General features: G+C 61.9%; 12 protein-coding genes. 10 read left to right on the top strand and 2 right to left on the bottom strand.

Annotated features, from left to right (window positions below):
- The first annotated feature begins 34 nt into the window (after window positions 1-34).
- The 7 genes from ABOC32_RS23665 (at window position 35) to ABOC32_RS23635 (ending at window position 8461) form a co-directional block, all read left to right on the top strand.
- Complete coding sequence (locus ABOC32_RS23665; RefSeq protein ID WP_426809092.1) at window positions 35-472, top strand: hypothetical protein; 438 nt, start codon at window positions 35-37, stop codon at window positions 470-472.
- 624 nt (window positions 473-1096) lie between these two features.
- A complete protein-coding gene (gene fadB / locus ABOC32_RS23660; protein WP_016500746.1) occupies window positions 1097-3244 on the top strand; it encodes a fatty acid oxidation complex subunit alpha FadB in 2148 nt (715 codons plus the stop codon).
- Between the two features lie 31 nt (window positions 3245-3275).
- Window positions 3276-4451, top strand: a complete 1176-nt coding sequence (gene fadA, locus ABOC32_RS23655; protein WP_426809091.1) for an acetyl-CoA C-acyltransferase FadA — start codon at window positions 3276-3278, stop codon at window positions 4449-4451.
- A 76-nt stretch (window positions 4452-4527) separates the two neighbouring features.
- A complete protein-coding gene (locus tag ABOC32_RS23650; protein WP_016485639.1) occupies window positions 4528-4779 on the top strand; it encodes a DUF1653 domain-containing protein in 252 nt (83 codons plus the stop codon).
- Between the two features lie 100 nt (window positions 4780-4879).
- Window positions 4880-7489 carry a type I DNA topoisomerase gene (topA, locus tag ABOC32_RS23645; protein ID WP_426809090.1) on the top strand — a complete coding sequence of 870 codons (2610 nt, stop codon included), beginning with the start codon at window positions 4880-4882 and terminating at the stop codon, window positions 7487-7489.
- A gap of 172 nt (window positions 7490-7661) precedes the next feature.
- The gene (locus tag ABOC32_RS23640; protein ID WP_426809089.1) at window positions 7662-8177 is read left to right on the top strand and encodes a DUF6586 family protein; all 516 of its coding nucleotides are present in this window, start codon (window positions 7662-7664) and stop codon (window positions 8175-8177) included.
- A 50-nt stretch (window positions 8178-8227) separates the two neighbouring features.
- Window positions 8228-8461: a hypothetical protein gene (locus ABOC32_RS23635; protein WP_004376430.1), complete on the top strand. Its 234-nt coding sequence runs from the start codon at window positions 8228-8230 to the stop codon at window positions 8459-8461.
- A gap of 49 nt (window positions 8462-8510) precedes the next feature.
- Here the strand turns inward: ABOC32_RS23635 and sulA are convergent, their stop codons facing one another.
- On the bottom strand, window positions 8511-8987 hold the full coding sequence (sulA, locus tag ABOC32_RS23630) for an SOS-induced cell division inhibitor SulA (protein WP_426809088.1): 477 nt from the start codon (window positions 8985-8987) through the stop codon (window positions 8511-8513).
- 13 nt (window positions 8988-9000) lie between these two features.
- Entirely contained in the window at window positions 9001-9609 is a 609-nt protein-coding gene (gene lexA, locus ABOC32_RS23625; RefSeq protein ID WP_426809087.1) for a transcriptional repressor LexA, read from the bottom strand.
- Window positions 9610-9824: 215 nt separating this feature from the next.
- Here lexA and ABOC32_RS23620 point away from each other — a divergent pair, with 215 nt between their 5' ends.
- The 3 genes from ABOC32_RS23620 to nagZ are packed head-to-tail and all read left to right on the top strand — an operon-like array spanning window position 9825 to window position 12118.
- Complete coding sequence (locus tag ABOC32_RS23620; protein ID WP_426809086.1) at window positions 9825-10532, top strand: TetR/AcrR family transcriptional regulator; 708 nt, start codon at window positions 9825-9827, stop codon at window positions 10530-10532.
- Between the two features lie 40 nt (window positions 10533-10572).
- A complete protein-coding gene (locus ABOC32_RS23615) occupies window positions 10573-11097 on the top strand; it encodes a L,D-transpeptidase (protein WP_234229441.1) in 525 nt (174 codons plus the stop codon).
- Window positions 11098-11119: 22 nt separating this feature from the next.
- Window positions 11120-12118 (top strand): beta-N-acetylhexosaminidase, encoded by a 999-nt coding sequence (nagZ, locus tag ABOC32_RS23610; protein WP_172455937.1) that lies wholly within the window; start codon window positions 11120-11122, stop codon window positions 12116-12118.
- Window positions 12119-12161 lie beyond the last annotated feature (43 nt).

Here is a 12161-nt window from a genome sequence, read left to right as displayed (position 1 = left end):
AGCTCATTTGCAACGCTTTATGGGAACTACTGATATGACGGTATTGCTGGTGGTGTCAATCCTTGCGCTGATTCTCAGCCCGCTTTCCTGGCTGCGCAGCTCGCGCAAGCAGAGCGAGCAGATGAAGCTGCGCCTGGAGGCACGGCGCATGGGGCTTGCCATGCAGCTGGCGCCGCAGCAGTGGCCGCACTGGCTCGAAAAGGAGCCGCCAAGCCCTTGCCCGCAGTACCATCGGGCACGGCGTCGCGGGCATGAGGACAGCTTCAGCTTCTGGCAGATCAGCCCGGGGGTGTGGTGGAACCAGTGGCGCGAGCCCTGCGAAGATCCGCGCTTCATTGAGCCCCTGGCGCGCTTGCCGGCGAGCGTCTACAAGGTCGAAGCCGATGCGCGGATGATCGCCCTGTACTGGACTGAACGGGGCGATACGGCTGTGTTGCAGGATGTTGCCTACGTCCTCGAAACCCTGGCCTGAAACCCCGCGGGACCACGCCGTACCTGTAGGAGCAGCCTTGTGCTGCGAAGAGGCCGGTATGCCTGATAGAGATGTTCCGGGCGTATCGGCCTCTTCGCAGCACAAGGCTGCTCCTACAGGTACGGCGTAGGCGTTCAGGGCTTTAAACGACAAAGCGGCGGCTTGGCATAACCCTGAAGGGATGGGGTGCCAAGTCGCCGCTTTGCGTTCTGCTGCGCAGAAAAGGCCAGGCAGGCCGGGTATTCATTCAAGCAGGTGGCAGTGTAGCCGCCTTGTGTAGCCGCGCAAGCCGAATGTCGCAGCAGAATACAGTCGCGCGTGGTCAATCGCTGACATGAATGGTCGGCGATCACTGTCATCATGTTTTGTACCCGGACGATACAAAGTGACTGGAAAGTCGCGTTTTCGCCGTGCTCGTGAGCATTTGACAACGCTGATCTTTTCGGAGAATGTGTGCACACCCAAATCAAACGGGCGTATGAATTGAGCGTTTGTATGTCATGACGCCAAGCCATACTTCCGACTAGCGCGCTGACGGGTGTGCCTGGGGCAGGGCAGCTAAGCCTGCTTCTGCTGCAGCGATCGGCGTGTACAGTTCAGCTTCCATATCGTGGAGATCAGTTGATGATTTACGAAGGTAAAGCCATCACGGTTAAGGCTCTTGAAAGTGGCATCGTCGAGCTCAAGTTCGACCTCAAGGGTGAGTCCGTCAACAAGTTCAACCGCCTGACCCTGAACGAGCTTCGCCAGGCCGTCGATGCCATCAAGGCCGACGCCTCGGTCAAGGGCGTGATCGTCAGCAGTGGCAAGGACGTGTTCATCGTCGGCGCCGACATCACCGAGTTCGTCGACAACTTCAAGCTGCCCGAGGCCGAACTGGTCGCCGGCAACCTGGAAGCCAACCGCATCTTCAGCGCCTTCGAAGACCTCGAAGTGCCGACCGTTGCGGCCATCAACGGCATCGCCCTGGGCGGCGGCCTGGAAATGTGCCTGGCCGCCGACTACCGGGTCATGTCCACCAGCGCCAAGATCGGCCTGCCAGAAGTCAAGCTGGGCATCTACCCTGGCTTTGGCGGCACCGTGCGCCTGCCGCGGCTGATCGGTTCGGACAACGCTGTCGAGTGGATCGCCTCCGGCAAGGAAAACCGTGCCGAAGACGCCCTGAAAGTGGGTGCCGTCGACGCCGTGGTCGCCCCTGAGTTGCTGCAGGCCGGTGCCTTGGACCTGATCAAGCGCGCCATCAGTGGCGAGCTGGACTACAAGGCCAAGCGTCAGCCCAAGCTGGAAAAGCTCAAGCTCAATGCCATCGAGCAGATGATGGCCTTCGAGACCGCCAAGGGCTTCGTCGCCGGCCAGGCCGGCCCGAACTACCCGGCCCCGGTCGAAGCCATCAAGACCATCCAGAAAGCCGCCAACTTCGGCCGCGACAAGGCCCTGGAAGTCGAAGCCGCAGGCTTTGCCAAACTGGCCAAGACTTCGGTTGCCGAAAGCCTGATCGGCCTGTTCCTGAACGACCAGGAGCTCAAGCGCAAGGCCAAGGCGCATGACGAGATCGCCCACGACGTGAAGCAGGCCGCCGTGCTCGGCGCCGGCATCATGGGTGGCGGCATCGCCTACCAGTCGGCGGTCAAGGGCACCCCGATCCTGATGAAGGATATCCGCGAGGAAGCCATTCAGCTGGGCCTGAACGAGGCCTCCAAGCTGCTCGGCAACCGCGTCGACAAGGGCCGCCTGACCCCGGCCAAGATGGCCGAGGCGCTCAATGCCATTCGCCCGACCCTGTCCTATGGCGATTTCGCCAATGTCGACATCGTCGTCGAAGCCGTGGTCGAGAACCCGAAAGTGAAGCAGGCCGTGCTGGCCGAAGTGGAAGGCCAGGTGAAAGAGGATGCGATCCTTGCGTCCAACACCTCGACCATCTCCATCAACCTGCTGGCAAAAGCGCTCAAGCGCCCGGAAAACTTCGTCGGCATGCACTTCTTCAACCCGGTGCACATGATGCCGCTGGTGGAAGTGATCCGTGGCGAGAAGTCCAGTGAAGTGGCGGTCGCCACCACCGTGGCCTACGCCAAGAAAATGGGCAAGAACCCGATCGTGGTCAACGACTGCCCGGGCTTCCTGGTCAACCGCGTGCTGTTCCCGTATTTCGGCGGCTTTGCCAAGCTGGTCAGTGCCGGTGTCGACTTCGTGCGCATCGACAAGGTCATGGAAAAGTTCGGCTGGCCGATGGGCCCGGCGTACCTGATGGACGTGGTCGGCATCGACACCGGCCACCACGGGCGTGACGTGATGGCCGAAGGCTTCCCGGACCGCATGAAGGACGAGCGCCGCTCGGCCGTCGACGCGCTGTACGAGGCCAACCGCCTGGGCCAGAAGAACGGCAAGGGCTTCTATGCCTACGAAACCGACAAGCGCGGCAAGCCGAAGAAAGTCTTCGACGCCGCCGTGCTGGACGTGCTCAAGCCAATCGTGTTCGAGCAGCGTGAAGTCACCGACGAAGACATCATCAACTGGATGATGGTCCCACTGTGCCTGGAGACCGTGCGCTGCCTGGAAGACGGCATTGTCGAAACCGCCGCCGAAGCCGACATGGGCCTGGTCTATGGCATTGGTTTCCCTCCCTTCCGCGGTGGTGCGCTGCGTTACATCGACTCGATCGGTGTGGCCGAATTCGTCGCCCTGGCCGATCAGTACGCCGATCTGGGGCCGCTGTACCACCCGACTGCGAAGCTGCGTGAAATGGCCAAGAACGGCCAGCGCTTCTTCAACTGAGCGGTCAACGAGCTAGAGCGAGAGATTTGATATGAGCCTGAATCCAAGAGACGTGGTGATTGTCGACTTCGGTCGCACGCCAATGGGCCGCTCCAAGGGTGGCATGCACCGCAATACCCGCGCCGAAGACATGTCGGCGCACCTGATCAGCAAGCTGCTGGAACGTAACGACAAGGTCGACCCGAAGGAAGTCGAGGACGTGATCTGGGGCTGCGTCAACCAGACCCTGGAACAGGGCTGGAACATCGCCCGCATGGCGTCGCTGATGACCCCGATCCCGCACACGTCTGCAGCGCAGACCGTCAGCCGCCTGTGTGGCTCGTCGATGAGCGCACTGCACACCGCTGCCCAGGCGATCATGACCGGTAACGGCGATGTGTTCGTCATCGGCGGCGTGGAGCACATGGGCCACGTCAGCATGATGCACGGCGTCGACCCCAACCCGCACCTGTCCTTGCATGCTGCCAAGGCTTCCGGGATGATGGGCCTGACTGCAGAAATGCTCGGCAAGATGCACGGCATCACCCGTGAGCAGCAGGACCTGTTCGGCCTGCGTTCGCACCAGTTGGCCCACAAGGCCACGGTCGAAGGCAAGTTCAAGGACGAGATCATCCCGATGCAGGGCTATGACGAGAACGGCTTCCTGAAGGTGTTCGATTTCGACGAAACCATTCGCCCGGAAACCACCCTCGAAGGCCTGGCGTCGCTCAAGCCCGCGTTCAACCCGAAAGGCGGTACCGTCACTGCCGGTACATCGTCGCAGATCACCGACGGCGCTTCGTGCATGATCGTCATGTCCGGCCAGCGTGCGATGGACCTGGGTATCCAGCCATTGGCGGTGATCCGTTCGATGGCGGTAGCGGGTGTCGACCCGGCGATCATGGGTTATGGCCCGGTGCCGTCGACCCAGAAAGCGCTCAAGCGTGCCGGGCTGACCATGGCCGACATCGACTTCATCGAGCTCAACGAAGCCTTTGCTGCACAGGCCTTGCCAGTGCTGAAAGACTTGAAAGTGCTCGACAAGATGGATGAGAAGGTTAACCTGCACGGCGGCGCCATTGCTTTGGGCCACCCGTTCGGTTGCTCCGGGGCACGCATTTCCGGCACCCTGCTCAACGTCATGAAGCAGAATGGCGGTACCCTGGGCGTGGCGACCATGTGCGTCGGCCTCGGCCAAGGTATCACCACTGTCTTCGAACGCGTCTGATCGCGTAGCGGGACAGCAACCGGGGCCTTGTGCCCCGGTTTTGTTTTTACAGGATTTATTCAGGAGGGTGGGCAACATGCAGATACAACCAGGCGTATACCGGCATTACAAAGGGCCTGAGTACCGTGTCTTCAGTGTTGCACGGCACTCCGAAAACGAAGAGTGGATGGTGTTCTACCAATGCCTGTATGGTGATTACAGCTTCTGGGTGCGCCCCCTTTTGATGTTCCAGGAGTCTGTCGAGGTTGACGGCGAGCAGGTGCCACGCTTTGCTTTGGTCAAGGCCGAAGAGGGGCTGCCTGGGTTGCTGGGCAAGTCGCACGAGTGAACGTCCGAGCTTGACCTCACACTTTTGCCACTATATATAGCGGTGCCGCGTGTGGCACCTGACGCGTTTTTCATTTTCAGATTCAGGAATACTCCGATCCATGGGCAAATCGCTGGTCATTGTGGAATCCCCGGCCAAGGCCAAGACCATCAACAAGTATTTGGGCAACCAGTACGTGGTGAAGTCGAGTATCGGCCATATCCGAGACCTCCCCACCAGCGGTTCGGCCAGCGCAAGCAAAGAGCCAGCCGCCAAGCGTGGCAAGGCCGCGGGTGAGGCTCCGGCGCTGTCGCCGAAAGAAAAGGCCCGCCGCCAGCTGGTGGCACGCATGGGCGTCGACCCGGATCACGGCTGGAAGGCCAAGTACGAGATCCTGCCTGGCAAGGAAAAGGTGATCGAAGAGCTGCGTCGCCTGGCCAAGGATGCCGACACCATCTATCTCGCAACCGACTTGGACCGCGAGGGGGAAGCCATTGCCTGGCACCTGCGCGAAGCCATCGGTGGTGACGACACCCGCTACAAGCGCGTGGTGTTCAACGAAATTACCAAGAAGGCCATCCAGGAGGCTTTCTCGCAGCCGGGTGAGCTGGACATCGACCGCGTCAATGCCCAGCAGGCGCGGCGGTTCCTCGACCGTGTGGTCGGTTACATGGTTTCGCCGCTGCTGTGGGCCAAGATTGCCCGTGGCCTGTCCGCTGGCCGTGTGCAGTCGGTCGCGGTAAAGCTGGTGGTGGAGCGCGAGCGCGAAATCCGCGCATTCATCCCGGAAGAGTACTGGGAGATCCACGCCGACCTCGGTACCGCCAAGAACGCCAAGGTGCGTTTCGAGGTGTCGCGCGAGAAGGGCGAGGCGTTCAAACCGCTGAACGAAGCCCAGGCCATGGCCGCGCTGGAGAAGCTCAAGGCTTCCAGCTACAGCGTGGTCAAGCGTGAAGACCGCCCGACCAGCAGCAAGCCGTCGGCACCGTTCATTACCTCCACCTTGCAGCAGGCAGCCAGTAACCGCCTGGGCTTCGGGGTGAAGAAGACCATGATGATGGCCCAGCGCTTGTACGAAGCTGGCTACATCACTTACATGCGTACCGACTCGACCAACCTGTCGGTCGACGCCCTGGACATGGCGCGCAGCTATATCGAGCGCGAGTTCGGCAAGCAGTACCTGCCGGAGGCGCCGCTGGTATACGGCAGCAAGGAAGGGGCCCAGGAGGCGCACGAAGCGATTCGTCCTTCCGATGTGAATACCCATCCGACCAAGCTCAGTGGCATGGAGCGAGACGCCGAGCGCCTGTACGAGCTGATCTGGCGCCAGTTCCTGGCCTGCCAGATGCCCCCGGCGCAGTACCTGTCCACCAGCGTCACCGTGGCTGCCGGCGACTTCGAGCTGCGTGCCAAGGGCCGTATCCTCAAGTTCGACGGTTATACCCGTGTGCTGCCGCAACAGAGCAAGCCGGGCGAAGATGACGTGCTGCCAGAGATGGTCCAGGGCGAAGCGCTGAAGCTGATTCAGATCGACCCGAGCCAGCACTTCACCAAGCCACCGGCGCGCTTCACCGAAGCCAGCCTGGTCAAGGAAATGGAAAAGCGCGGTATTGGTCGCCCGTCGACTTATGCGGCGATCATCTCGACCATCCAGGACCGTGGCTATGTGACCCTGCACAACCGCCGCTTCTACTCCGAGAAGATGGGCGACATCGTTACCGAGCGCCTGTCGGAAAGCTTCTCCAACCTGATGGACTACGGCTTTACCGCCGACATGGAAGAGAACCTCGACGACGTGGCCCAGGGCGAGCGTGACTGGAAGAACGTGCTCGACGAGTTCTACGTCGACTTCAGCAAGAAGCTGCAAACCGCCGAGTCGAGCGAAGACGGCATGCGTGCCAATCAGCCGACCATGACCAACATTCCGTGCAAGGAATGTGGCCGGCCGATGATGATTCGCACCGCGTCCACCGGTGTGTTCCTGGGTTGCTCGGGTTACACCTTGCCGCCAAAAGAGCGCTGCAAGGCCACCGTCAACCTGGTGCCGGGTGACGAGATCGCCGCTGACGACGAGGGTGAATCGGAATCCCGCGTGCTGCTGGGTAAGCACCGTTGCCCGATCTGCGCCACGGCGATGGACGCCTACCTGCTGGATGAGAAGCACAAGCTGCACATTTGCGGTAACAACCCCGATTGCGTTGGCTACGAGATCGAAGAAGGCAGCTACCGCATCAAGGGGTACGAAGGGCCGAGCCTGGAGTGCGACAAGTGTGGCAGCGAGATGCAGTTGAAGACCGGCCGTTTTGGCAAGTTCTTTGGCTGCACCAACCCGTCCTGCAAGAACACCCGCAAGCTGCTCAAGAGCGGCGAGGCGGCACCACCGAAGATGGACAAGGTGGACATGCCGGAGCTCAAGTGCGAGAAGGTCGACGACACTTACGTGCTGCGTGACGGCGCTTCGGGGTTGTTCCTGGCCGCCAGCCAGTTCCCGAAAAACCGCGAAACCCGTGCGCCGCTGGTGATGGAGATCGTGCCGCACAAGCATGAGATCGATCCGAAGTACCACTTCCTGTGCGATGCGCCGCAGAAAGACCCGGAAGGCCGCCCGACAGTAATCCGCTACAGCCGCAAGACCAAGGAGCAGTACGTGCAGTCCGAAGTCGATGGCAAGCCGACCGGCTGGAAGGCGTTCTACGACGGCAATGCGTGGAAGGTCGAAGACAAGCGCTGATCTTTCAGTGCTTTGATTGGGGCCGCTTCGCGCCCCTTCGCGGCACAAGGCCGCTCCTACAAGGGATCGCGTTTTCTTGTAGGAGCGGCCTTGTGCCGCGAAGGGGCGCAAAGCGGCCCCAATCATTTATGATGCACACATCCGCCTTGCAGCCTCATGGGAGGGCACAGAGATGGCCCAGGAACTCTACACCCGCACCAACCAGAAACTGTTCTTTGCTGGCCTCGCCCTGGAGTCCATGGCCAAAGCTGAGCAAAGCCAGGCCATGAATGCCCAGGGCCTGGTCCAGGCCGAGCGCGAGTCGGCGCTGTTCCACCTGTATGGTGCGCTGCTGGGGCTGTGCCATGAAATCGGTGGCTTTTACCGCTTGCCGGTTGTAGCAACGGTCGAGCAGGCGCTGGCCGACGATGCGCTCAATGGCATCGCCATACCGGAAGTGGCCGAGTTGCTGGAATTGGCCCGCCAACGCGAAACCTGGTTGGCGCAGATGCTGGGTAGTTATGCCGATTTGTTCCGACCACCGGTCGCCAGAAAAGCGCCCAAGACCGACGTCACCCAGCCATTGATCCAGGCCGTCAATCTCGATGAGCCCGAGCATCCTGCGCTGTCGCGTGCCGAGCTGGAAAGCTGGCGCAACAACCTCAAGGGCTTGGTGAGACGTTTCCGCGACGCGTTGAGTGAGTGCTGATAGCCGTTACGGCTGGTACAATGCTGGCCTTTCGCGGAGAACTGCCATTTATGTCTACGTCTTTTCTGGAAATTGTCGAGTTGCCTGATGGCCGCATCGAACTGCGTCGCGCCGAGGATGAAGGCTCCCTGGTAACCTTGGATTTCTCGGAAGACGCCAAGGCGTTCCTGCAGGGCCAGCATGTAGAAGTGGCCAAGGCCATGCTCAGCGTGGGTGTGCAGATGGCAGGTCGCCTGATGGATGGCGAGCTTGAGCGTGATGAAGGGCCGCGCGTGCTGCACTGAGGTGCAGCAGGGCATCAGGTTTTTTCAAGTGACAGGCAAAGCCTGAACATCAGCCGAGGCGGATGTTCAGGCTTTGTGCGTTTCCGACACTGGCAGCGCGCAGCAATTGCTGGCGTGCGGTGGCGTTGACGTTGCCCAGCCAACTGACCACGGTGTGACTGAGGCCCAGGCGCAAGGCTTCGCAGGCCAGTTGCAGCGGGGTTTGGTTGCCGCGAGGTTGCAGCAGCAGGATGCGTTCACGGTTGAGGCCGGCATCGCGCAGCCAGGCCTGGGTCAGGCTTGACGGCGGGGCGATCAGGGTCAGCCAGCGGGTCTCGTCCTCTTCACTCAGTTCGCGCAGTACCGGTGCCAGCAGGCTTTGGCAGTGCCCGGGGGCGCCGCGCAGCGACAATTCGCTGAACAGTTCTGGCTGGTTGCTCTTGCGCGCCAGCTCGCTGGCTTTCAGGCCCGGTAGTACGGGCTGGGCGAGAAATGCTTCGAACAGGGGCAACTGGGCTTGCTCGGGTGCGTGAATGAACTGCTGCATGAGGCCTCCTGGATCAGCGGCGAATGACGCCGACGCTCAAACCCTCAATCACCAGTTCCTGATCTTTCAGGTCGACTTCGATGGGGGCGAATTCGGGGTTTTCGGCAAGCAGCCAGACCTTGCTGCCTTCACGCTTGAAGCGCTTGACGGTCACTTCGTCACCGATGCGGGCCACGACAATCTGACCGTTGCGGGCTTCGCGGCAGGTGTGTACGGCCAGCAGATCGCCGTCGAAGATACCGACGTCCTTCATGCTCATGCCGTGGACGCGCAGCAAATAGTCGGCCTGTGGGTGGAAGAAGGCAGGGTTGATATTGCAGGATTGCTCAATGTGTTGTTCGGCAAGAATCGGCGCGCCGGCAGCAACCCGGCCGATGATCGGCAGGCCGCTTTCTTCTGTCTTGGTTTCCAGGCCGGGGATGCGGATGCCGCGGGAAGCGCCCGGGGTCATTTCGATCGCGCCCTTGCGGGCGAGGGCCTTGAGGTGCTCCTCGGCGGCGTTGGGCGACTTGAAGCCCAGCTCCTGAGCGATCTCGGCGCGTGTCGGCGGGAAGCCGTTGTCTTCCAGGCAGCGCTTGATGAACGCGAGAATTTCGGCTTGGCGTGGCGTCAGTTTCAACATGGTGAGCGCTCTGTCTTTTTGTACAGTGACTGGGATTATATACAGTACTGGATGCGCTGCAAGCCAAAAGCCGCAATAAACATGAGCGGTGGCGCTTGCAGCCTGCGATCTGGCGTTTTTAAATGGCGACCGCCCGGTCACCGAGCCTTGACAGAAGCAGGGCTGAAACGTATGTTTCAAACACTTGTTTGTCTGGCGGAGTACGCGGAGTAGTCATGGCCCAATCGGAAACCGTTGAACGCATTCTCGATGCTGCCGAGCAGCTGTTCGCGGAAAGGGGGTTCGCCGAAACCTCGTTGCGGCTGATTACCAGCAAGGCCGGGGTCAACCTGGCGGCCGTCAACTATCACTTCGGCTCCAAGAAGGCGTTGATCCAGGCGGTGTTCTCGCGCTTCCTCGGGCCATTCTGCGCCAGCCTCGAGCGGGAGCTGGAGCGTCGCCAGGCCAAGCCGGAGCACAAGCCCAGCCTCGAAGAGCTGCTGGAAATGCTGGTGGAGCAGGCGTTGGCCGTACAGCCTCGCAGCAATAATGACCTGTCGATCTTCATGCGCCTGCTGGGCCTGGCCTTCAGCCAGAGCCAGGGCCACCTGCGGCGTTACCTGGAAGACATGTACGGCAAGGTGTTCCGCCGCTACATGCTGCTGGTCAACGAGGCCGCACCTCGCATTCCGCCACTGGAGCTGTTCTGGCGCGTGCACTTCATGCTGGGCGCCGCCGCCTTCAGCATGTCCGGTATCAAGGCCCTGCGGGCAATTGCCGAGACTGACTTCGGCATCAACACCTCGATCGAGCAGGTGATGCGCCTGATGGTACCGTTCCTGGCTGCAGGCATGCGTGCCGACAGCGGTGTCACCGACGAGGCCATGGCCACGGCGCAGCTGCGCCCACGCACCAAGACTACCGCTATCACCGCCAAAGCCTGAAGGCTGGGCGGGGCAGGGCGCTTCGGCTAAGCTAGCGCCCATGCCCGATCTCGACCTGCTGCACATTTCCCTCGCCGACCAATGCCTGTATGGCTTTGCCCGTGGCCAACTGCGCGTGCGCCTGCCGGTTTCCACGGCGCGCAACGGTGCCGGCGAGCGCAATGGCTCGGGCTGCACACCGCGTGGCCTGCACCAGGTACGGGCGAAGATCGGCGCGGGCCTGCCGCTTAATGCAGTACTGGCCGGGCGGCGCTGGACAGGTGAGGTGTGGTCGCCGGCGTTGCACGCGCAGTACCCCGGCCGCGACTGGATACTGACTCGCATTCTCTGGCTCAGCGGCTGCGAACCTGGTGTCAACCGCCTGGGCGCGGTCGACACCTTCCGCCGCTATATCTACCTGCACGGCACCCCGGATACGGAACCCATGGGCGTAGCGCTGTCCCATGGCTGCATACGCCTGCGCAACACTGACTTGCTTGGCCTGTTCGACCGTATCGGGGTGCATTGCCCGGTGCAGGTCGCAGAGGCTGCATGCCCTGATTGGGCTTCTCTCGTTCTGCAATGAAGGATTACCTATGACCGTCAGCCTGCAAGGCTCCCTGATGGTGGATATCGCCGGTAAATGGCTGACCGCCGAAGACCGTCACTTGCTGCGCCAACCCGAAGTGGCCGGCCTGATCATCTTTGCCCGCAACATCGACAGCCCGCGTCAGGTGCGCGAGCTGTGCGCGTCGATCCGCGCCATCCGCCCCGACCTGATTCTGGCGGTGGACCAGGAAGGCGGTCGCGTGCAGCGCTTGCGCCAGGGCTTCGTGCGCCTGCCGGCCATGCGCGCGCTGGCCGACAATGACAACGCCGAGTACCTGGCGGAGCAGTGCGGTTGGCTGATGGCGACCGAGGTGCTGGCGGTTGGCCTGGACCTCAGCTTTGCCCCGGTGCTCGACCTGGACCACCAGCGTAGCGCCGTGGTCGGAAGCCGTGCCTTCGAGGGTGATCCGCTGCGTGCCACGCAACTGGCGGGGGCGTTCATTCGCGGCATGAACGCGGCGGGCATGGCTGCCTGTGGCAAGCACTTCCCGGGGCATGGTTGGGCCGAGGCTGACTCGCATGTGGCCATTCCCACCGACGAGCGCAGCCTTGAGCAGCTGCGCCAGGCCGACCTGGTGCCGTTCACGCGGCTGAGTGGGCAACTGGCGGCGGTGATGCCGGCGCACGTCATCTACCCGCAGGTCGACAACCAGCCAGCCGGTTTCTCCCGGCGCTGGCTGCAGGACATCTTGCGAGGCGAGCTGGGCTTTGACGGGGTGATCTTCAGTGATGACCTGTCGATGGCCGGTGCGCATGTGGTGGGTGATGCGGCCAGCCGTATCGAGGCGGCGTTGAGCGCCGGCTGTGACATGGGCCTGGTGTGCAATGACCGGGCGGCAGCAGAGCTGGCACTGAGTGCGGCGCAGCGCATGAAGGTCAAGCCATCGCCGCGGATTGCGCGGATGCGCGGGCAAGGTTTTGCGCGGACCGATTATCGCCAGCAGCCGCGCTGGCTGGAGGCGCTGGGGGCGTTGAAGGAGGCTCAGTTGGTCGATTGACCGCGCTGGCCCCTTCGCGGGTAAACCCGCTCCCACAGGGACC

This window comes from Pseudomonas sp. WOUb67 (assembly GCF_050058005.1).
GTDB classification, from domain to species: Bacteria; Pseudomonadota; Gammaproteobacteria; order Pseudomonadales; family Pseudomonadaceae; genus Aquipseudomonas; species Aquipseudomonas putida_R.
Note: the sequence above shows the minus strand (reverse complement) of the source record. Positions and strands in the feature narration are given on the sequence as shown.